Raw genomic sequence first — 21,643 nt, forward strand, 5'->3', positions numbered from 1 at the left:
TCCGGCCCGCGTGCCAGTTCCCGCTGCGGCGTTGTGCCGGGCCGCGCGAGGCGGCATAGAGATCCGCGATGGCCAAGCAGCTCGACTACCACACGATCCGCGAGATCTTCGCCCGCTTCCACGCGGCCGAGCCCGAACCCAAGGGCGAGCTCGAGCACGTCAACGCGTTCACCCTGGTCGTGGCGGTGGCACTGTCGGCGCAGGCGACGGACGCGGGTGTGAACAAGGCCACGCGGGGCCTCTTCGCGGTGGCCGACACGCCCGAGAAGATGCTCGCGCTCGGTGAAGAGGGCGTGATCGAGCACATCAAGACGATCGGCCTCTACCGCAACAAGGCGAAGAACGTTGTCAAGCTCAGCCGCATCCTGGTGGAAGAGCATGGCGGCACGGTGCCCTGCTCGCGCGCCGCGTTGCAGGCGCTGCCCGGGGTGGGCCGCAAGACGGCGAACGTCGTCCTGAACATGTGGTGGCGCTACCCCGCCCAGGCGGTGGACACCCACATCTTCCGGGTCGGCAATCGCACCGGCATCGCGCCGGGTCGGGACGTGGTCGCGGTCGAGCGCGCGATCGAGGACAACGTGCCCGTCGACTACATGCTCCACGCCCATCACTGGCTGATCCTGCACGGCCGCTACACCTGCATCGCACGCAAACCGAAATGCGCTGCGTGCCTGATCCGCGATCTCTGCACCTTCGAGGACAAGACGGAATGAAACGATACCAAGTGGTCGGCATCGGCAACGCCGTGGTCGACGTCCTGACCCGCGCCGACGACAGCTTTCTCGACCACATGGGGATCGAGAAGGGCATCATGCAGTTGATCGAGCGCCCGCGCGCCGAGACGCTCTACGGCGCAATGGAAGACCGCGTGCAGGCCCCCGGCGGGTCGGTGGCGAATACGCTGGCGGGCCTTGGCAACCTCGGGCTCCAGACGGCGTTCATCGGGCGCGTGAAGGACGACGCGCTCGGCACGTTCTACGCCGAGGCGATGGAAGAGATCGGCACGCGGTTCGTGAACGCGCCCGTGGCGGGCGGCGAGCTGCCGACCTCACGCTGCATGATCTTCGTCTCGCCTGACGGCGAGCGGTCGATGAACACCTATCTCGGCATTTCGGCCGAGCTCGGCCCGGACGACGTCGACGAGGATGTCGCGGCGAATGCCGAGGTGGTGTTCCTCGAGGGCTACCTCTTCGACAAGCCCAAGGGGAAGGAGGCGTTCCAGAGCCTCGCGCGCGCCTGCCGCGCCGCGGGCGGCCGGGCCGGCATCGCGATCTCGGACCCGTTCTGCGTCGAGCGGCACCGCGAGGACTTCCTCCGCCTGATCGAGCACGAACTGGACTACGTGATCGGCAACGAGGCCGAGATCCGCGCGCTTTACCAGAACGACGACCTGGAGTCGGACCTTGCCGCAGTGTCGTCAATCTGCCCGCTGGTGATCTGCACCCGGTCGGGCGACGGCGTGACGATCATGCAGGAGGGCGTCCGGACGGATGTTGCCGTCGACAAGATCGTGCCGGTGGACGCGACCGGCGCGGGCGACCAGTTCGCGGCGGGCTTCCTCTACGGTCTCGTGAGCGGGGCCGACATGGAGACTTGCGGCCGTATGGGCCACGCGGCTGCGGGCGAGGTGATCTCCCATATGGGGCCACGTCCCGAGCGCAAGCTCATGGACGTGTTCGCGGAAGCCGGCCTCGTCTGACAGCTGACCTGTTGGGCCGCGCCCGGCGGCCCGTCCCTGTCCGGACGGTCGCCGCGCCTCAGTGCGCGGCGGCCCAGTTCGGTCCCTGCCCGGCCTCGACCACCAGCGGCACCGACAGCTGCACCACAGGGTCGGCCGCGCCCTCCATCACCTCGCGCGCGACTCCGATCAGGTCCTCGGCCACGTCGGCATCGACTTCGAACAACAGTTCGTCGTGGACCTGCAACAGCATCATGGCCTTGGTGCCGAAGCGCTCGATCGCGCCCGGCATCCGCACCATCGCGCGGCGGATCACGTCGGCAGCAGTCCCCTGGATCGGCGCGTTGATCGCCGCGCGGCGGGCGAATCCGGCACGAGGGCCCCGCGCGTTGATCTCGGGCGTGTGGATCACCCGGCCGAACAGCGTCTCGACCCGGCCATGCTCCTTCGCGAAGCCGGTGGTCTCGTCCATATAGGCCTTGATCCCCGGAAAACGCTCGAAATACCGGTCGATGAAGCCCTGCGCGTCGGCGCGCGGGATCCGCAGGTTCCGCGCGAGGCCGAAGCCAGAGATCCCGTAGATCACGCCGAAGTTGATGGCCTTGGCCTGCCGCCGCACCTCTGGCGTCATCTCGTCCAGCGGCACGCCGAACATCTCGGAGGCCGTGGCGGCGTGGATGTCCTGCCCCTCGCGGAACGCCTCCTTGAGCGCGTCGATCCCCGCGATATGGGCGAGGATCCGCAGCTCGATCTGGCTGTAGTCGAGCGACACCAGCACCTTGCCCTCGTCGGCGACGAAGGCCTCGCGGATGCGGCGGCCCTCCTCGGTGCGGACGGGGATGTTCTGCAGGTTCGGCTCGGTCGAGGCGAGCCGCCCGGTGTTGGCGCCGGCGATGGAATACGACGTGTGCACCCGCCCGGTGACGGGGTTGATGTGCTCCTGCAGGGCGTCGGTATAGGTCGACTTGAGCTTCTGCAACTGCCGGTAGTCGAGGATGCGCGCGGGCAGGTCATGCACCGTGGCGAGGTCCTCGAGCACGTCGGCGGGGGTGGAATACTTGCCGTTCTTGCCCTTCTTGCCGCCCTCGAGGCCCATCCGCTCGAACAGGATCTCGCCGACCTGCGCGGGGCTGCCCACGTTGAAGGTCTCGCCTGCCAGTTCGTGGATCTCGGCCTCGAGCCCGGCCATCGTCTGCGAGAAGGCCGACGACATGCGCGAGAGGGTGTCGCGGTCCACCTTGATCCCCGACATCTCCATCTGTGCCAGCACCGGCACAAGTGGACGCTCCATCCGTTCGTAGACGCGGGTGACGTGGGCGCGGTGCAGCTGCGGCTTGAACAGCTCCCACAGGCGCAGGGTGATGTCGGCATCCTCGGCGGCGTATTTCGTCGCGTCGGCGATCGGCACGAGGTCGAAGGTGATCTGGCTCTTGCCGGTGCCGATGACGTCCTTGATCGGGATCGGCTGGTGGCTGAGGTAACGTTCGGACAGCACGTCCATGCCGTGCCCATGCTCGCCGCCGTTCAGCGCGTAGGACATCAGCATGGTGTCGTCGATCGGTGCGATCTCGATGCCGTTCCGCGCGAGGATCTTGGCGTCGTACTTCATGTTCTGGCCGATCTTGATGACCGAGGGGTCCTCGAAGAGGTCCTTCAGCATCGCCAGGGCCGCCTGCATGCTCACCTGCTCGGGAAGAAGGTCGCCGGGGCCGAAAAGGTCACCGTCTCCCTGCGCGCGGTGCGAGAGCGGGATGTAGGCCGCCGAGCCCGCCTCGACGCAGAGCGAGACGCCCACGAGGTCGGCGGTCATCTCGTTGAGGCCGGTGGTTTCGGTGTCGACGGCCACCCAGCCGCGGTTGCGCGCCTGCCCGATCCACGTCTCCAGCGTCTCGACGTCGCGGATGCAGATGTAATCGTCCGGCTTGAACGGAAGCTGTTCGGGCGTGGCGTCGTCGTTCGCCGGTGCGGCGGTGTCCGGCGATGTCTCGGGGATGACCGGCGCCTCGGCGCCCAGCTGCTCGGCCACGCGCTTGGAAAGGGAGCGGAATCCCATCTCCGAGAGAAATCCCAGCAGGGTCTCGGGGTCGGGGTCGCGCAGTTCGAGGTCGTCGAGCGTGAAATCGAGCGGCGTGTGGGCATCCAGCAGCACGAGCCTCTTCGACAGCTCGATCTGTTCACGCTTCTCGATCAGGGTCTGGCGGCGCTTGGGTTGCTTGATCTCCTCGGCGCGGTCGAGCAGCTCCTCTAGCGTGCCGAACTCGTTGATGAGCAGCGCCGCCGTCTTGACGCCGATGCCGGGCGCGCCGGGCACGTTGTCCACCGAATCCCCGGCGAGCGCCTGCACGTCGACCACCCGCTCGGGCGCGACGCCGAACTTTTCCTCGACCGCCTCGCGATCGATGCGGCGGTTCTTCATGGCGTCGAACATCTCGACCCCATTGCCGACCAGCTGCATCAGATCCTTGTCGGAGGACACGATGGTCACCTGTCCGCCGGCATCGCGCGCCTGGCAGGCGAGGGTCGCGATGATGTCGTCGGCCTCGTAGCCCTCGACCTCCTTGCAGGCGATGTTGAAGGCCTCGGTGGCACGCCGGGTCAGCGGGATCTGCGGGCGCATGTCCTCGGGCATCTCGTCCCGGTTCGCCTTGTACTGGTCGTAGAGGTCGTTGCGGAACGTGTGCGAGCCCTTGTCGAAGATCACCGCGATGTGGGTCGGGGCGAAATCGCCATGGTCCTTGCCGATATAGCGGCGCAGCATGTCGCAGAAGCCCTGCACCGCCCCCACCGGCAGCCCGTCGGACTTGCGCGTCAGCGGTGGCAGCGCGTGGAAGGCCCGGAAGATGAAGGCCGATCCGTCGATCAGGTGCAGGTGGCAGCCCTTGCCGAAGCTCTCGCTCATCCGTCAGCCCTTTCCTCGCCGTGCGGGCCGGTTCTGACACGAAGCGCGGTGGCCTTCCAGCGGCGTTTGAACGTGGAGGGGGTGATGCCCGTCAGGGCGCAGCAGCGATTTCCAGCGGGACCGCCGCGCAGAGGAAGATCGCCACGAAGAACACGATCGAGGCGGTCACCACGAAGCCGTGCCATATCGTGTTGTGAAACCGCAAATCCGAGGCCAGCAGAAACGGCGTTCCGGCCGAGTAGATGACGCCGCCGACGACCATCAGCACGATCACCGACCACGGCAGCGCGGCCAGAAGAGACCAGCCACCCACGACGACCGCCCAGCCGAGCACCAGGCACATGCCGACGGCGAGCCCCGCGGGCACGCTCTTGCGGAATAGCGTCACCGCGGTCGCGCAGCCCGCTGCGCCCCAGACCGCGGCCAAGAGGCCCGAGCCGGCGCCGGAGAGCAGAGCGAACGGCGTGTAGGTCCCGGCGATCTTGAGGTGAATCGCAGACATGTCGAGTCGGCGCAGCACCGCCGCCCAGCTCGGGATGCCGAGATGATTGTAGGCCAGCGAGGCCGTCAGCATCAGGATCAGGGTGCCGCCGTAGACCGAAACCCCGGCGATGCCGGCAGCGTCTCCGCGCCATACGGCGGTCAGGGTGATGAGCACCGGCACCGCACCGAGCGCAAGCACCAGTGCAGCGACGTGCACCACCAGGTCGGTCGCCATTTCGGCCCGCGTGTAGGGCCGGCGGTCGATGGCGACGGGCACCGTTGTCTGGGGATCGGACACAGTCATGTATGAAACATAACCTTCCGCCGACCGGTCACAAGCTTTGTGGCCGGAGCGGACGCTGCGTCGGACGGAATGTGGCCTCAGGCCTTGCCTTCGAAATCGCGGTGGACGAAGCGCGCGTCACAGTATCCGCATTCGACCCAGCCGAGATCCTCGGGGATCTGCAGCCAGACGCGCGGATGGCCCAGCGCGCCTTCGCCGCCGTCGCAGGCCACGCGGTAGCTGTCGACGATCTTCGTCTCGGGCACGTCGGTGGTCATCGGATGGTTCCCCTATCGCAACTCGGGCACTAGCTGCGTTATGACCCGGACGCAGGACAGGAGCAAGGCACCCATGGGCGATGACGCGATCCGCATCGAAGGACTGAAGAAAACCTACGGCGGCGGAGGTGGACAGCCCCCGAAAGAGGCGCTGCGCGGCATCGATCTCACCGTTCCGCGCGGCTCGGTATTCGGGCTTCTCGGTCCCAACGGCGCCGGCAAGTCGACGCTCATCAACATCCTGGCGGGCCTCGTCGTGAAGACCGCGGGCAACGTCGAGATCTGGGGCTGGGACCAGGACGTGAACCCGCGCCAGTCGCGCGCCTCGATCGGCGTCATGCCGCAGGAGCTGAACCTCGACCCGTTCTTTACCCCGCGCGGCGCGCTCGAGGTGCAGGCAGGCCTTTACGGCGTGCCAAAATCGCAGCGTCGCTCGGACGAGATCCTCCGCATGGTCGGCCTGCAGGACAAGGCCGAGGCTTATGCGCGCACGCTCTCGGGCGGCATGAGGCGGCGCCTGCTGCTGGCCAAGGCGCTGGTGCATCATCCGCACATCCTCGTTCTGGACGAGCCCACGGCGGGCGTGGACATCGAGCTGCGCCAGATGCTCTGGCAGAACGTACGCCGCCTGAACGAAGAGCGCGGCATGACCGTGATCCTCACCACGCACTACCTCGAGGAAGCCGAGGAGATGTGCGACGAGATCGCCATCATCGCCGACGGCGCGCTGGTGGCGCGGGACCGCACGACCAACCTTCTCGGCCAGATCGACGCGCGCACCATGGTCATCCAGCCCGAGGAAGAGACCGGCCACGTGCCCGAGGGCGTCGGCCTCGAGGTGGAGCGCCGTCGGGACGGCACGTTGGCGGTGACCTATCACGCCAACAAGACCTCGCCCGAAGAGGTTCTCGATGCGGTGCGCGCCGCGGGCATCCGCATCGCCGATGTCCGGACCGAGCAGGCCGACCTCGAGGACGTGTTCCTGTCGCTGACCCGCGGGGCGCATTCCCCGGCAGCCTGATCCGCCGGGGCGGTCGGGGCACACGCGGCGCGGCGATTCCGTGGACGGTCATGGTCAAATCGGGCAGCGTGCGTCACAAAGGCTTCTCAAAGACGTCATCGGGGAAGGTGCATGGCGACGATACTCGTGACCGGGTCGGCCGGGTTCATCGGATATCACGTGGCGCGGCGGCTGCTGGACGCGGGGCACCGCGTGGTCGGCCTCGACGCGATGACGGACTATTACGATGTCGCGTTGAAAGAGGCGCGGCACGCGCGTCTTGCCCCGGACGAGGGTTTCAGTGCCGAGATTGGCCGCGTCGAGGACCCTGGCCGGCTCGCCGCGCTGTTCGAGCGCGACCGATACGACGCGGTCGTGCACCTCGCCGCGCAGGCCGGCGTGCGCGCCTCGATCGAGACGCCGCGCCCCTATCTCGAAAGCAATGTCGTCGGCACCTTCGAATTGCTCGAGGCGGCCCGTGCCCATCCTCCGCGGCACATGCTCATGGCGTCGACCTCTTCGGCCTACGGCGCCAACACCCGGATGCCGTATGTCGAGACGGATCGCGCAGATCACCAGATGTCGTTCTACGCCGCCACCAAGAAGGCGACCGAGGCGATGGCGCATTCCTATGCCCACATCTACGGCCTGCCGATCACCATGTTCCGCTTCTTCACGGTCTACGGTCCGTGGGGGCGCCCGGACATGGCGCTGTTCCTGTTCACGCGCGCGATCCTCGCGGGCGAGCCCATCGACGTCTACAATCACGGCAACATGCGCCGGGATTTCACCTATATCGACGACCTCGTCGAGGCGCTGTTCCGGCTGCTCGACGCGGTGCCCGAGCGCCCCGCGGACGGAGCCCCGCCCGAGGGCGACAGCCTCTCGCCGATGGCGCCCTACCGGCTGGTCAACATCGGAAACGCCGCCCCGGTGGACCTCGGCGATTTCATCGCAGCGGTCGAGCGCGCGACCGGGCGTCCGGCCGAAAAGAACTTCATGCCGATGCAGCAGGGCGACGTGCCCGCGACATGGGCCGACACGGCGTTGCTGGAACGCCTGACCGGGTTCCGTCCCGGCACGCCGGTGGAAGAAGGCGTCGCTGCCTTCGTGGACTGGTATCGCACCTTCTACGCCGAAAAAGGCTGACCGCCGGGCGCTCCGCTGTAGCGTGCAGAGCCAAAGAGCCACGCCCGGCGCGGAGGTGAAGGTCGAAGACCGACGCGCATCGCCGGGTGGCCTCTCAGCCCCGAACCTCGGTCACTCTGGCCGCGTCGGCCCGAGGGTGCCGACCCCAGGTCCGACGAGGCGCCCGCCGTCTAACCCGCGCTTTGCTCCGCCAGACCCTTCCGGAGCGCGTCGAACGCACGCAGCTCCTCGACCAGCGCGCCCAAGCGGTCCACCGGGATCATGTTGGGGCCGTCCGAGGGCGCGTTGTCCGGGTCCTCGTGCGTCTCGATAAAGAGCGCCGAGACCCCCACCGCGCACGCCGCGCGGGCCAGCACCGGGGCGAATTCGCGCTGGCCGCCCGAGGTCAGGCCCTGCCCGCCCGGCTGCTGCACGGAATGCGTGGCGTCGAACACCACCGGCCAGCCCGTGCGCTCCATCACCGGCAGTCCGCGGAAATCAGAAACCAGCGCGTTGTAGCCGAAGCTCGTTCCGCGCTCGCAGAGCATGATGCGTTCGTTGCCGGTGGAGGCGATCTTGCCCGCGACATTCTCCATGTCCCACGGCGCGAGGAACTGGCCCTTCTTGACGTTGATCGCCGCGCCGGTCTCGCCGGCGGCGAGCAGCAGGTCCGTCTGGCGGCAGAGGAAAGCCGGGATCTGCAACACGTCGCAGACCTCGGCGGCCTTGGCGCAGTGCCAGGGCTCGTGCACGTCGGTCAGGACCGGCACGCCGAACTCCTCGCGGATGCGGCCGAGGATCTCGAGACCCGCGTCCATGCCGAGGCCCCGGGCGGTCCCGATCGAGGATCGGTTGGCCTTGTCGTAGCTGGCCTTGAAGATGAACGCGGTCCCCGACGCGGCGCAGGCCTCGGAAATGCGCTCGGCCATCATCCGGGCGTGATCGAGGCTTTCGAGCTGGCACGGTCCGGTGATGAGCGCGAAGGGCGCCTGCCCTCCGATCTCGATGTCGCCCACTGTGACGGTGCGGCTGGCGATCGGGTCCATCTCAGAGCTCCTTCAGGGCGGCTTCGATGCGGGGAATGTCCTCGGGATTGTTCAACTCCCAGAACAGGCGGCCGCGGGCGTCCACCTCGACGCAGGCGACGGCGGCGCCGTTCTCGAGGAATCGCAGCTGCTCGAGCCCCTCCACGGTCTCGATCGTGCCCTGCGCCCAGTCGATGTAGCGCGCCAGCGCCGCGGGCCGGTAGGCGTAGACACCGACGTGGTGAAAAACGGGGATCGGGTCAGGCACGGCGCCGGGCGCGATGTAGGGCACGACCTCCTTGGAGAAGTAGAGCGCGCGCCTCCCTTCCCCGAACACCGCCGTGGTTCCACCGACGCGGCCCGCACGGCGGTCCTCGACGAAATGGCCGTAGGTCGTGGGATCGCAGCGCAGCACCGGGGTCGCGACCTCGGCGCCGGAGTCGGCCTCCATCGCCTCGATCAGCTCCGACAGGAACCACGGCGGGGTCAGCGGCGCGTCGCCCTGCAGGTTGACCACGAGGTCGGTCTCGATGCCGGCGCGGGCCAGCGCATCGGCGCAGCGCTCGGTCCCGTTGCGACAGGTTTCCGAGGTCATGATGACCTCCGCGCCGAAGTCGCGGGCGTGCTCGGCGATGCGGTCGTCGTCGGTGGCCACGGCGACCCGGGCCGCGCCGGGCACCGCCATCGCGGCGTCCCAGGTCATGCGGATCAGGCTGCGGCGGCTGCCGTCGGGCAGGGTCAGCTCGGCCAGCGGCTTGCCCGGATAGCGCTGCGAGGCGTAGCGGGCGGGGATCAGGATGGTGACGTGCATTCAGGCGACTCCGGCGCGCAGGCAATCGTGGATGTGCAGGACGCCCTCGGGGTGGCCGCTGTCGTCGACCACCAGAAGGACCGAGATCTTGCGTTCGTTCAGCAGCGCCAGCGCGCTGGCCGCCAGCGTGTCGGGCGTGATCGTCACCGGCGAGCGCGTCGCGATCTGCCCGGCGGTCCTCTGGCTCAGGTTTTCGACGTGGCGCCGCAGGTCACCATCCGAGACCACGCCGAAGAGGCGCCCGTCCTCGGCCACCACGGCGGCGATGCCGAATCCCTTGGCCGACATCACCAGCATGGTCTCGGTCATCGGTGTGTCGGGGTCCACCAGCGGCAGTGCCTCGGGCCCGTGCATCAGGTCCGAGACCCGCATCATCTGCGCCCCAAGCTTGCCGCCGGGGTGGAAGTCGCGGAAATGCCGCGCGTCGAAGCCTCGCGCCTCCATAAGGGCGACGGCCAGCGCGTCGCCGAGGCCCAGCATCATGGTCGTGGACGTGGTGGGCGCCATGCCGATCGGGCAGGCCTCAGGGCTTTTCGGCAGGGTCAGCCGCAAGGTCGCCGCGCGCATGAGCGTGGAGTCGGGGTTGGACGACAGCCCCACCACCGGGATGCCGAAGCGCGCGCAGTAGGCGATGACGTCGGACAGCTCGGCCGTCTCTCCCGAGTTCGAGATCAGCAGGCAGACGTCGCCGCGCGCGATCATGCCAAGGTCGCCGTGGCTCGCCTCGGCGGCGTGGACGAAATACGAGGGCGTGCCGGTCGAGGCGAGCGTAGCCGAGATCTTGCGGCCCACGTGGCCCGACTTCCCGATGCCCGACACGATCACGCGGCCGGTCGCGGACAGCGTCATCTCGACGGTGGCGGCGAAGTCCTCGGGGAGGCGCGCGGCAAGCGTGGTCAGGCCCGCGGCCTCGGTCTCGAGCACGCGGCGGGCATGTGCGACGGCCTCTGCCGGGGCGGACCGTGCGGCGTCGTCCATGATCGGGCCTCCTTCCATGATGCGGCCCGGGCGCGCGGCGGCCGGACGCATGCGATGCGTCCGATTACCAGCGCCCGCGCCCGGGCAAAAGGGCGGCGCCGGTGCTCAGGCCTTCTGAAGCATCCGGCCCAGCGGGCGACCGGCGAGGATGTGCACGTGCAGATGCGGCACTTCCTGCACACCGGTCTTGCCGGCATTCGAGATCAGGCGGAAGCCGTCCTCTTCCAGCCCCTCGGCGCGCGCGATCTCTCCGACGAGGCGGACATAGTCCACGATCTCGGCGTCGGAGGCTTCCTGCGCGAAGTGATCGAAGGTGACGTAGGACCCTTTCGGGATCACCAGCACGTGGACCGGCGCCTGGGGCTGGATGTCGCGGAAGGCGAGGCTGTGCTCGGTCTCCTTGACGGTGTCGTTGGGGATCTCGCCGCGCAGGATCTTGGCGAAGATGTTGTCGGAATCGTAGTCGTGGGCCATGGGGTCCTCCGTCGCGGCGTGCTCAGTCGGCGAACAGGTAGTCCGTGTCCGCGATTTCCTTCGCCTTGTCATGGGCCACCCCGAGAAAGCGCGCAAGCGGGTCGGCATTGGCTTCGGGGCTGTCCGACTCTCGCATGGTCAGCAGGTTGTCGAACTCCGCGTCACGGATGCGGTCGCTTTCGTGCAGCATGTCGTTGCGGATCGTGGGCAGCAGGCGGTTCAGTGTCTCCTGCGGGGTGCGGTCGCCGGCAAGGCCCACGCGCATGGCATGGCCGACAAGGTAGCTGTCCGAGAACTGGCACTGCACTTCGAGGACCCTCGTCGTGGCGCGGTCGCGGCAGAAATCCTCGAGCAGGTCGAGGTTCGAGGGGTCCATGCACACGATCAGGCGGTCGCTCTCGAAGTAGTCGAACAGCATCCGCATCAGCGCGCGGCGGTGACGATGGCGCTTGGCCATGGTCGACTGGATGCCGCCGAGGTCCGGCAGCGGGGTGGTGTCCTCGTTGAAGAGATACTCGATGCAGGGCACGTTGGTGACCTGCCGGATCCGCTCCAGCAGGCGCTTGGCCACGTGCCACTTCTTGCACACGACGATCAGAAGTTCCCGCTCGCGGCCGAGCGTGCTTTCGGTTTCCCAGAAGCGCGGGGCGAAGCGGCGTCCGATCCGCCCCTTCTGGGTGAGGAACTTGAACAGCGACCGGCCCTCGTCCGAAATCTGGAACCGCGCCCCCTCGGAGGCGTAGAGCACGCCAAGCCGTCGCTTGAGGTCGCTGGCCTCGGGACTGATCTTGCGCGCGAACAGCGCGTCCTGGCTGAGCAGCAGGTCGTAGTGGTCGTTGTAGAACACGACCGGCATTCCGTAGTCGGTGAACATCAAGAATGTCAGCGTGCGGCTGTCGATCTCGGTCTCGGGCACGAGGTGACGCACCACCGTCTGGAAGAACGTCTCGTCGGGGATCCAGGTGGTCGCGAAAAACCGCATGACATCGCGGCGGGTGCGGGTGAACTCGAGCACCGCCTCGACCGTGCGGCGGCGCAGGCACCACCACTGGCTGCCGATCATGATCTCGAGGTCCTCGGGGATCGGCCGGGTCAGGCCCAGACGCTTCTGCACTTCGAACATGGTGTAGAAGGCGCGTTTCTGGGTGCGCTCGTTGAACCAATGTCGGTAGATCAGCCGCTCTTCCTTCCAGCCGGTCTTGATCCAGTCGGAATGGAAGTAGTCGAAGCTCTCGATGTAATCGACCTCGCGCCGGTCGAGGAAGTCGTGGGCGTATTCCGCCGACTTGATCGCCATGCAATCGCCCGAGAGCATGTAGAAATGCGTGGCGCGGGGGAAGGCGTCGACCGCCGCCTCCACGGCAAGGAGCGTGGCGCGCACGAGGCTCCATTCTCCCCAGCCGCATTTGATGCGCTTGCGGGCGAAGGCGACGTTGGGATTGTCCGCCAGCGCGGCACGAATGGCCTGGTAGGCGTGGGCGGGCGCGCGCGCGTCGAAATGGATCGCGATATAGTCACCGACCGCCGTCAGGCTTTGGGCCTGCTTGACGATGGCGTCGGGATCCTTGTGGCACAGGAGGATGAAGGCGATCTTTGCCATGCCCGCGGTAACTGCTGCCCTCTTTTCGCGTGTTTCCTAGCGTTGATAAGGATAAAGGCAGGTTGAATGAATACGCTTCATTTTCTTTTTTGAGGCATGCGAGGCCGGCGGCACAGGCCGGCCCGCGACGGACAGGCAAGGGCAGAGGACGGCAGGCATGGGGTTTCCGGGCACCTGGATGACCGAGAGCGAGAGCATGGTGTATCGGGTCGTGCCGAAATGCGCCTGTTCGACCATCGGACAGATCATGTTCTATTCGGATCACGGGCGGTTCTTCGACGGCGACATCCACGATGCAACCGAAGGCCTGCACAAGTGGGCGCTGGAGAACAGCCAGCCGGCCATCCGCGCGAACGTGAAGACGCGTTCGTCCCACACCTTCACCTGCGTGCGGAATCCCTACACGCGAATCCTGTCGTCTTTCTTCGACAAGATCTGCGGCATCCAGCGCAACGGCAAGCGCTACCGCGGAAATCTCGTGCCGCTGCTGATCCAGAAATACGGGATCGAGGTGGGCGGTGACGACGGCAAGGACGAGTTCGACCAAATCAAGTCGTTCCGCCGGTTCCTGCTGTTCGCCCGCGACACCATCCGCTGGCGCCGCCCGATGGAGCCCGACATCCACTGGTCGGCCATGTCTGGTCACGTCTCGACCTTCATCGTCAATGGCGGGCGCTACGACCACATCTTCTGGACCGAGGCGTTCAACGACGGGATGCAGAAGGTGCTCGACGCCGCGCCGACGCAGCACACGGTCGATCTTGCCGCGATCCCCCGCTTCAACGAAAGCGAAGGGCACGGCCCCAAGCGCGCGCACCCGGTCGAGGACTATTTCGACGACCTTTCGATGCACCTCGTGAAAGAAATCTACTGGCGCGATTTCGAGCTCTTCAAATACGACTTCGACGATCCCTCGAACAAGATGCCGGTGGGCGAGATCGACCTGGACGAGGTGCACGCCAAGCTCGGCGACTGAGGGCCGCGACGCCGCGCGCACTGGCCTCGGGCTGCCGTTGCGTTATCTTCGAGCTATCGCGCCCCGGAGGTTTGCCATGCGCCGCACCGCCCGCCCGCCCCTCGTGTCCTTCTACATCCGCAATTGCCTTGTCGGCTTCGCGCTTGCGGCGGTCTTCGTGGCTGCGCTCGTCTGGCTCGATGTCGTGGGGCTGGGGCGGTTGGTGACCGGCTCGCCCGACGGGCCGCTTGCGGTGTTCCTTCTTTGGTTCTTCAACGGCATCGTCTTCTCGGGCGCCCAGACGAGCGTGCGACTCCTGCTGATGGCGGAGGCGCCCGGTCGGTCCGGGCCGTCCGGCGGTCACCCGCAGTTGCAAGCGCTGCCTGTCCGGGCAGAGGCTCCACGCCCCGGCCGGCCCCTCTGACGGTCGTGTCAGTCGGGCATCTCGTCGGCCGGGATCATCGCGAAGAACGCGCCGTCCGACCATACGCCGAACCAGTCGGAGCCTTCGCGCTCCGCGACCTCGCCCACCTCGGCAAGACGGTAGAACGTCTTGCGGTCGATCAGCGCCTCGAGACCGCCGCGCACGTGGACGTAAGGCGACGGCTCGCCGGTTTCGGGGTCGCGCGTCACCCGGATGGCATGATCCGGCCCCGCAACGACACGGTCGCCGACGTGGGTGGTGAAGGTCAGGGCCTGTCCGTCGCCCGCGCCCTCTATCTCCACGTCGGTGGCGACGAAGGGCGCATCCTCGACCTGGATCCGCCATTTCTCGACCGGAGTGACGAGAAAATAGGCGTCCCCCTCGCGCTTGAGGATCGACGAGAACAGTTTGACCAATCCCGCGCGCCGGATCGGGCCGCCTTCGTGGTACCATGTGCCATCACGCGCGATGCGGATGTCCATCGTGCCCGACAGGTCGGGGGTCCACTTGTCGACCGGCGGCAGCCCCTTGCCGGCATGCGCGCGCACCGAGGCGGCGATGCCGTCGGGCGAGGGCGTCACGGAATTTTGTGAACTCATTGCTTTTGCCATCCCGGAGCAGAACGATACCATCGCATTGATCTAATCGCACAGGGAGCGTTGTCATGGCCGAGACCGAGGATCTGGTCGCCGAGATCGAAGCGCTGGAGGCGAAACTCGCCGAAGCGAAGACCGCGATCACCCGCCGGTTCATCGGGCAGGAGCGTGTCGTGGACCTGACGCTGGCCGCGCTGCTCTGCGGCGGCCATGGTCTGCTGATCGGCCTGCCGGGCCTCGGCAAGACACGGCTGGTCGAGACGCTGTCCACCGTGATGGGCCTCAACGGCAATCGCGTTCAGTTCACGCCCGACTTGATGCCCGCCGACATCCTCGGCTCGGAGGTTCTGGAAACCGGTGCCGACGGCAGCCGGGCGTTCAAGTTCATCGGGGGCCCGATCTTCTGCCAGCTCCTGATGGCCGACGAGATCAACCGCGCCTCGCCGCGGACCCAGTCGGCGCTGCTGCAGGCGATGCAGGAAAAGGCGGTGACAGTGGCGGGCGAGACCCGCAAGCTTGACCTGCCGTTCCACGTCCTCGCCACCCAGAACCCGATCGAGCAGGAGGGCACCTATCCGCTGCCCGAAGCGCAGCTCGACCGCTTCCTCGTGCAGATCGACGTGGCCTATCCCGACCGCGACACGGAGCGTGACATCCTGCTGGCGACAACCGGCACCGAGGACGCCGAGGCGCACCAGGTGTTCGACGGGCCGTCGCTGATGGCCGCTCAGCACCTCCTGCGGCGGATGCCGGTGGGCGAGTCGGTGGTCGAGATGATCCTCGACCTCGTGCGCGCCTTCCGGCCCGACGACGCGTCGGCCTCCGAGCGGGTGCGCGACCTCGTGGCCTGGGGCCCGGGCCCGCGCGCCGCGCAGGCGCTCATGCTGACCGTGCGCGCCCGCGCCCTGCTTCAGGGACGGCTGGCACCGTCGCCCGAGGACGTGATCGACATGGCGCGGCCGGTGCTGGTGCACCGGATGGCGCTGACCTTCTCGGCGCGCGCCCGCGGCGAGGACCTCGGCGCCCTGATCGACCAGGTGGCGCAGGGGATGCTGCGCACCGAGGCGGCTGCGTGAGCGCACCCCTCGCCCTTCGACACCGCGCCGAGGAAGAAGCCAGCCCGCTTCCCGACCTCCTGGCCCGTGCCGACAAGCTTGCCGGCACGGTGCTGCTCGGCGACCACGGCCGGCGCCGGGCGGGGATCGGCGACGACTTCTGGCAGTACCGGGCGATGGGTCCGGGCGACAGCTACCGCTCGATCGACTGGCGCCGTTCCGCGAGGGGCGACGCCAATTTCGTCAAGGACCGCGAGTGGAAGATCGCCCAGAGCGTCCTGATGTGGGTCGACCAGGCGGCCTCCATGCGGTTCACCTCCGACGACCGCCGGCTTCCCCGCAAGGCGGACCGCGCGCGGGTCGTGGCGCTGGCCGCGACGATCCTGCTGATCCGCGGCGGCGAGCGCGTGGGCCTGACCGGCTGGACACTGCCGCCGCGTGGCGGCAACCCGCAAATCCTGCGGCTCGCCGAAGCGTTCTCGACCGACACTCCCGACGAGTATTCCGCCCCCGAAGCACGCGGGATGCTGCCTCATGCCCGCGCGCTTTTCGTGTCGGATTTCCTCGGCGACATCGACCCGATCGAGGCGGCGCTGACCAAGGCCGCAGATCGCGGTGTGCGCGGCGTGCTGTTGCAGGTGCTCGACCCGGCGGAGGAGGCATTTCCCTACGAGGGGCGGACAATATTCCGGTCCATGGGCGGCGGCATGGCGCACGAGACACTCAAGGCGTCCGAACTGCGCGCGCGCTACCTCGACAGGCTCGCAAAGCGGAAGGACCGGCTCGACCGGCTGTGCCGCCTGACGGGTTGGCAATACGACTGCCACCACACCGATGACAGCGCGCAGGCTGCCCTTCTGTGGGTCTGGCGCGCGATGGACGGAGGCAAGGCATGACGCTGTTCGGCGCGCTCGGTTTCACGACGCCATGGCTCCTGCTCGGGCTGCTGGCACTGCCCGTGCTGTGGATCCTACTGCGCGCCGTGCCGCCCGCCCCCGTGCGGCGGCTGTTTCCGGGCGTCGTGCTGCTTCTGGGCCTCAGGGACGAGGAACAGGTCAGCGATCGCACGCCGTGGTGGCTGCTCCTCCTGCGGATGCTTGCGGTCGCCGCGATCATCATCGGCCTCGCCGGACCGATCCTGAACCCCGAGGACGACGGCACCGTGGCCGGGGACCGGCCGCTGCTGGTGGTCATGGACGCGAGCTGGGCCAGCGCGGAGTCCTGGCCGGCCCGCCTCGGCGCGGCCGAGGCTCTGTTGAACCGGGCCGAGCGCGACGACCGCACCGTTGCGGTGATGCGTCTGACCGCCCCGGAGGCACCGACCTTCCAGGCCGCCGATGCCCTGGCGCAGCACCTCGCCGGCCTCTCGCCCGAGCCATGGGCGCCGGATGCCGAGAACATGGAGGCCGTGGCCGACCTTCTGCCCGAGGGCGCGTTCGATACGTGGTGGATGTCCGACGGACTGGCACGCGACGGGCGCGAGACCTTGCTGGATGCGCTCGAGGATCACGGGTCAGTCACCGTCTTCGAAAGCCCGGAGCCACTTTACGCGCTCGCCCCTGCCCGCTTCGTGGACGGCAACGTCGCCCTGACGCTCAAGCGCCTGCGTGCCGGACCAGCCCGCGAGGTGACGGTTCTGGCCGAGGGGCGCGATCCCGCCGGCAATCCCGCAACGCTCGCTCAGTTGCCCATGCAGTTCGAGGACGGCGCGGTCCTGGCCGAGGGCGAGTTGTCCCTGCCGTCCGAACTGCGGGCACGGGTCGACCGCTTCCAGGTCCAGGCCAGCGACAGCGCCGGCGCGCTCACGCTGTCGGACGATTCGTTGCGCACGCGCGAAGTTGCCCTGATCGCCGGGACCGAGAACCGCGAGGGGCTCGAGCTTCTGTCGCCGCTTCACTATCTTCAACGCGCGCTGGAGCCGACCGCCGACCTGATCGATGGCGCGCTCTCGGATGTGCTGCCCGCCAATCCCGACGTGATCGTGCTGGCCGACGTCGCCACGCTCGGCCCCGAGGCCGACGCGGTAACCGAATGGGTCGAAGGCGGTGGCCTGCTGCTGCGCTTCGCCGGGCCGCGCGTCGCGGCAAGCGACCTCAGCCGGGGCGAGGAAGACCCGCTGATGCCCGTACGTCTGCGCGCCGGGGGCCGCAGCGTCGGCGGCGCCATGAGCTGGGGCGAACCCAAGACGCTGGCGCCGTTCGACGCCGAAAGCCCGTTCTTCGGCCTCGACGTGCGCGAGGACGTGACCGTGGAGGCGCAGGTCATGGCCCAGCCCGACCCGACGCTGGCGTCGCGCGTGATCGCGCAATTGTCGGACGGCACGCCCCTCGTGACCCGCAAGCAGGTGGGCCAGGGACAGGTCGTGCTGTTCCACGTCACAGCGAACGCCGAATGGTCGAGCCTGTCGCTGTCCGGCCTCTTCGTGCAGATGCTCGAACGGCTCGCGGTGTCTTCGATGCCCGCCCAGCCCGAGATCGAGGACATGGAAGGCACCACATGGCAGCCCGAGGTCGTGCTCGACGCCTTCGGAGACCTGCGCGACGCCGGCACCCTGCCGGGCGTGGACGGCGAAGCGCTGGTATCGGCGCCGCTCGGTCCCGAGCTGCGACCGGGCCTCTATACCGGTCAGGACCGCTCGCTCGCCCGCAACGTGGTGGATGCCGACACCGAGTTGCGCCCGACAGCATGGCCCGACCGTATCCCGGTGGAGGGACTGTCCGGCCCCGAGGAGCAGCCGCTCGCCGGCTGGCTGCTGGCGTTGGCGACGGTGATGCTGTTCGCCGACATCCTTGCCTCGCTCGCCCTGACCGGCCGCCTGCGCGGCGCCCGCCCGGTGGCGACCACCGCAGCGGCCGTGCTGCTGGCGCTGAGCGTGACGGCCCTGCCCGACCGCGCGGCCGCCCAGGGCACTGCGCCCGGCCAGCTGGCCCCATCCGAGGACAACGGCCCACCGTCCGAACAGGCCGAACCCGACGCCGGCCCGGCGGGCGACTTCGCGCTCGCCGCCACCGCCGAGGTGACGCTGGCTCACGTTCTGACAGGCAATGACGACGTGGACGAGATCGCTCATGCCGGAATGCGCGGCCTCTCGGACACGCTCTATTTCCGCACCTCGGTCGAGCCCGGCCCGCCCATCGGCGTGAACCTCGAAGAGGACGAACTGGCATTCTTCCCGATGCTGTACTGGCCGGTGACCCCGGACCAGCCGACACCCTCGGCCGAGGCCTACGCCAAGCTCAACGAATACCTCCGGTCGGGCGGGCTGATCCTGTTCGACACGCGCGACGCCGACATCGCGGGCTTTGGCGCGTCCTCCCCCAACGGTCGCAAGCTGCAGGAGTTGGCGGACCCGCTCGACATCCCGCCGCTGGAGCCGGTGCCCGAGGACCACGTCCTCACCCGAACCTTCTACCTGTTGCAGGATTTTCCCGGCCGCTACGTCGGTCGCGACGTCTGGGTCGAGGCCGCGCCGGCCGACGCGCAGATCGTCGAGGGAATGCCCTTTCGCGACCTCAACGACAACGTCACCCCGGTGGTGATCGGCGGCAACAGCTGGGCCGCCGCGTGGGCCGTGGATGACAACGGCCAGCCGATGCTGCCGCTCGGCCGTGGCTTCTCGGGCGAGCGCCAGCGCGAGATCGCGTACCGCTTCGGGGTGAACCTCGTGATGCATGTGCTCACCGGGAACTACAAATCCGACCAGGTGCACGTCCCCGCCCTACTCGACAGGCTTGGCCAATGACCGGAACGCTCGTCTTCGACCCGCTGCTGCCATGGATCGCCATCGGCGCGCTGGGGGGCCTCGCGGTCCTCGGCGTGGCACTGGCGCTCTGGCACGGCCTCGCCGGCTGGGGACTGCGCGCGCTCGCCGCCCTGGTGATCGTGGCCGCGCTGGCGCAGCCGTCGTGGCAGCGCGAGGAACGCGCCCCGCTCGACGACATCGTGCTGATCGTCGAGGACAAGAGCGCCTCGCAGACCCTTGCCGACCGCGCCGGCCTGACCGAGAACGCCGCCACCACGCTCGAAGAGGAACTCGCCGGCCGTCCGAACACCCAGATCCGGCGGATCGAAGTCGGCGACGGCGAAGAAAATTCGGGCACGCAACTCATGACGGCCGTCTCCGAGGCGCTCGCCGAGGAGCCCCCGGCGCAGGTCGCGGGCATCCTTCTTCTGTCCGACGGCCGCCTGCACGATCTCGAGCGCGCGCCCGACCTGCCCGCGCCCATGCACCTTCTGATGACCGGGCAGGAGGACGACTGGGACCGCCGCCTGATCGTCGAGAACGCGCCCGCCTTCGCCATTCTCGACGAACCGGTGACGCTGACCGTGCGGGTCGAGGACGAGGGCGCCGCACCTGACGTCGCACAGACCACCATCGACATTTCAGTGGACGGGGCCGAGCCGCAAACCTTCGATATCCCCATCGGCCAAAGCTTCGACTTGCCGATTACCCTGCCCCACGGCGGCCTCAACGTGATCCAGTTCACCGTGCCCGAGGCCGAGGGCGAGATCACGGACCGCAACAACACCGCGCTTGTTCAGATCAACGGCGTGCGCGACCGGCTGCGCGTGCTGCTGGTCTCGGGCGAGCCCCATGCCGGCGGCCGCACCTGGCGCAACCTGCTGAAATCCGACAGCTCCGTCGATCTGGTGCACTTCACCATCCTGCGCCCCCCCGAGAAGCAGGACGGCGTGCCGGTGAACGAGTTGTCGCTGATCGCCTTCCCCACGCGCGAGCTGTTCCTTGAGAAGATCGAGGATTTCGACCTCATCATCTTTGACCGCTACAAGCGGCGCGGCATCCTGCCGTCGATCTACCTCGACAACGTGCGCAACTATGTCGAGGAGGGCGGCGCGGTGATGATCGCCGCGGGCCCGGACTTTGCCTCGGCGGACAGCCTCGCGCGCACACCGCTGGGCGAGGTGCTGCCCGCGACGCCTACCGCCCGCGTGATAGAAGAGGCGTTCCGCCCGGAAATCACCGAGCTGGGTGAGCGCCACCCGGTGACGTCGGGCCTCGGCACTGCCGAGGACTGGGGCCGCTGGCTGCGCCAGATCGACGTCACACCCACCGATAGCGCCGAGGTCGTGATGTCCGGAACCGAGGGCCGTCCGCTTCTCGTGCTGGACCGGATCGGCGAGGGTCGCGTGGCGCTCATGGCCTCGGACCAGGCGTGGCTGTGGTCGCGTGGCTACGAGGGCGGCGGACCTCAGCTCGAACTGCTGCGGCGGCTGGCCCACTGGATGATGAAGGAGCCGGAACTCGAGGAGGAGACCCTCTTCGCCGAGCCCACCGGCCAGCGGATGCGGATCGTGCGCCGGACGCTTGGCGAGGAGGTCGGGCCAGTGACCGTGACGCGTCCCGACGGCGAAACCGAGACTGTGACGCTGGAGGAGACGTCGCCAGGGCGGTTCGAAGCGGTTTACGAGGGCCCCGAGATCGGCCTCTACCGCCTCGAGGAGGGCGAGCAGGAGGCTGTGGTCGGCCTCGGCCCCGCCGCGCCGCGGGAATTCGAGCAGACGATCGCCACCGCCTCGCTGCTGGAACCTGTGCTCGACACCGTGCGGGGCGGAACGGCGAGGCTCGAGAACGGGCTGCCGGACATCCGGGAGGTCAGCCCGGGCCGACCCGCCGCCGGGCGCGGATGGATCGGCATCACCCCGCGCGAGGCCTACGAGACCCTGAACGTGACCCAGGTGCCAGCGCTGCCCGCCTGGCTGGTCCTGCTGCTCGCCTCCGGCCTGATCCTCGCCGCGTGGCTGCGCGAAAGCCGCCGCTGAGCCTGCCAACGGACGGGTCCGCACAATTTTACCTAAAATTGTGCGGCTGCCGCCGCGCCTTTCGGGTGCACGATCTTAACTAAGATCGTGCCCGAGCCGGATGGCCGGAACCACAGCTTCCCCTAGGGAACCCGGAACCCGGCCCGGGTCCCATTCCTTTTGTCGTTATATACGACGAAAGGTATGTCGCCCGAT

At 68.2% G+C, this 21,643-nt stretch carries 19 protein-coding genes; 10 read left to right on the forward strand and 9 right to left on the reverse strand.

The features are described 5' to 3' along the window. The first annotated feature begins 68 nt into the window (after positions 1-68). On the forward strand, positions 69-713 hold the full coding sequence (gene nth / locus BMX29_RS04340; protein ID WP_092810685.1) for an endonuclease III: 645 nt from the start codon (positions 69-71) through the stop codon (positions 711-713). After that, a complete protein-coding gene (locus BMX29_RS04345; RefSeq protein WP_043842702.1) occupies positions 710-1,699 on the forward strand; it encodes an adenosine kinase in 990 nt (329 codons plus the stop codon). The genes nth and BMX29_RS04345 overlap by 4 nt, the downstream gene beginning before the upstream one ends. Before the next feature lie 58 nt (positions 1,700-1,757). Here BMX29_RS04345 and polA read toward each other — a convergent pair whose 3' ends face one another. From polA to BMX29_RS04360, 3 genes are all read right to left on the reverse strand, one after another. Next, positions 1,758-4,577, reverse strand: coding sequence for a DNA polymerase I (polA, locus tag BMX29_RS04350; RefSeq protein WP_092810687.1), 2,820 nt, complete (start codon positions 4,575-4,577; stop codon positions 1,758-1,760). Positions 4,578-4,668: 91 nt separating this feature from the next. Next, positions 4,669-5,364, reverse strand: coding sequence for a PAQR family membrane homeostasis protein TrhA (gene trhA / locus BMX29_RS04355; RefSeq protein ID WP_051487406.1), 696 nt, complete (start codon positions 5,362-5,364; stop codon positions 4,669-4,671). Positions 5,365-5,441: 77 nt separating this feature from the next. Then, positions 5,442-5,621 (reverse strand): zinc-finger domain-containing protein, encoded by a 180-nt coding sequence (locus BMX29_RS04360; protein ID WP_043842698.1) that lies wholly within the window; start codon positions 5,619-5,621, stop codon positions 5,442-5,444. Positions 5,622-5,694: 73 nt separating this feature from the next. Between BMX29_RS04360 and BMX29_RS04365 the strand changes: the two genes are divergently transcribed. Continuing rightward, a complete protein-coding gene (locus tag BMX29_RS04365; protein WP_043842696.1) occupies positions 5,695-6,642 on the forward strand; it encodes an ABC transporter ATP-binding protein in 948 nt (315 codons plus the stop codon). Between the two features lie 111 nt (positions 6,643-6,753). Continuing rightward, complete coding sequence (locus tag BMX29_RS04370) at positions 6,754-7,770, forward strand: NAD-dependent epimerase/dehydratase family protein (protein WP_092810688.1); 1,017 nt, start codon at positions 6,754-6,756, stop codon at positions 7,768-7,770. 170 nt (positions 7,771-7,940) lie between these two features. On the opposite strand, the gene kdsA is transcribed toward BMX29_RS04370, so the two are convergent. The 5 genes from kdsA to BMX29_RS04395 form a co-directional block, all read right to left on the reverse strand. Then, positions 7,941-8,795 carry a 3-deoxy-8-phosphooctulonate synthase gene (gene kdsA, locus BMX29_RS04375; RefSeq protein WP_043842692.1) on the reverse strand — a complete coding sequence of 285 codons (855 nt, stop codon included), beginning with the start codon at positions 8,793-8,795 and terminating at the stop codon, positions 7,941-7,943. 1 nt (position 8,796) lies between these two features. After that, positions 8,797-9,585 carry a 3-deoxy-manno-octulosonate cytidylyltransferase gene (locus BMX29_RS04380; RefSeq protein WP_092810690.1) on the reverse strand — a complete coding sequence of 263 codons (789 nt, stop codon included), beginning with the start codon at positions 9,583-9,585 and terminating at the stop codon, positions 8,797-8,799. Next, positions 9,586-10,563 carry a KpsF/GutQ family sugar-phosphate isomerase gene (locus BMX29_RS04385; RefSeq protein ID WP_092810793.1) on the reverse strand — a complete coding sequence of 326 codons (978 nt, stop codon included), beginning with the start codon at positions 10,561-10,563 and terminating at the stop codon, positions 9,586-9,588. Between the two features lie 105 nt (positions 10,564-10,668). Then, positions 10,669-11,037 carry a histidine triad nucleotide-binding protein gene (locus tag BMX29_RS04390; RefSeq protein ID WP_092810691.1) on the reverse strand — a complete coding sequence of 123 codons (369 nt, stop codon included), beginning with the start codon at positions 11,035-11,037 and terminating at the stop codon, positions 10,669-10,671. 22 nt (positions 11,038-11,059) lie between these two features. Further along, the gene (locus BMX29_RS04395) at positions 11,060-12,637 is read right to left on the reverse strand and encodes a DUF5928 domain-containing protein (RefSeq protein WP_092810693.1); all 1,578 of its coding nucleotides are present in this window, start codon (positions 12,635-12,637) and stop codon (positions 11,060-11,062) included. Between the two features lie 157 nt (positions 12,638-12,794). On the opposite strand from BMX29_RS04395, the gene BMX29_RS04400 reads away from it, so the two are divergent. Further along, on the forward strand, positions 12,795-13,613 hold the full coding sequence (locus tag BMX29_RS04400; protein ID WP_043842683.1) for a sulfotransferase family protein: 819 nt from the start codon (positions 12,795-12,797) through the stop codon (positions 13,611-13,613). Between the two features lie 76 nt (positions 13,614-13,689). Continuing rightward, on the forward strand, positions 13,690-14,016 hold the full coding sequence (locus tag BMX29_RS04405; protein WP_043842681.1) for a hypothetical protein: 327 nt from the start codon (positions 13,690-13,692) through the stop codon (positions 14,014-14,016). An 8-nt stretch (positions 14,017-14,024) separates the two neighbouring features. On the opposite strand, the gene BMX29_RS04410 is transcribed toward BMX29_RS04405, so the two are convergent. Then, positions 14,025-14,615 carry a DUF1285 domain-containing protein gene (locus BMX29_RS04410; protein WP_092810695.1) on the reverse strand — a complete coding sequence of 197 codons (591 nt, stop codon included), beginning with the start codon at positions 14,613-14,615 and terminating at the stop codon, positions 14,025-14,027. Between the two features lie 65 nt (positions 14,616-14,680). Between BMX29_RS04410 and BMX29_RS04415 the strand changes: the two genes are divergently transcribed. From BMX29_RS04415 to BMX29_RS04430, 4 genes are read left to right on the forward strand one after another with little or no spacing between them, the layout of a single operon-like run. Next, complete coding sequence (locus BMX29_RS04415) at positions 14,681-15,688, forward strand: AAA family ATPase (RefSeq protein ID WP_043842678.1); 1,008 nt, start codon at positions 14,681-14,683, stop codon at positions 15,686-15,688. Continuing rightward, the gene (locus tag BMX29_RS04420) at positions 15,685-16,563 is read left to right on the forward strand and encodes a DUF58 domain-containing protein (RefSeq protein WP_092810697.1); all 879 of its coding nucleotides are present in this window, start codon (positions 15,685-15,687) and stop codon (positions 16,561-16,563) included. The genes BMX29_RS04415 and BMX29_RS04420 overlap by 4 nt, the downstream gene beginning before the upstream one ends. Beyond that, on the forward strand, positions 16,560-19,409 hold the full coding sequence (locus BMX29_RS04425; protein ID WP_092810698.1) for a DUF4159 domain-containing protein: 2,850 nt from the start codon (positions 16,560-16,562) through the stop codon (positions 19,407-19,409). Before BMX29_RS04420 ends, BMX29_RS04425 begins: the two co-directional genes overlap by 4 nt. After that, entirely contained in the window at positions 19,406-21,448 is a 2,043-nt protein-coding gene (locus BMX29_RS04430) for a glutamine amidotransferase (protein ID WP_092810700.1), read from the forward strand. The genes BMX29_RS04425 and BMX29_RS04430 overlap by 4 nt, the downstream gene beginning before the upstream one ends. The last annotated feature ends 195 nt before the right edge of the window (positions 21,449-21,643 follow it).

The sequence above is a fragment of the Roseivivax marinus genome, from assembly GCF_900109705.1.
In the GTDB taxonomy this organism is placed as follows: Bacteria; Pseudomonadota; Alphaproteobacteria; order Rhodobacterales; family Rhodobacteraceae; genus Roseivivax; species Roseivivax marinus.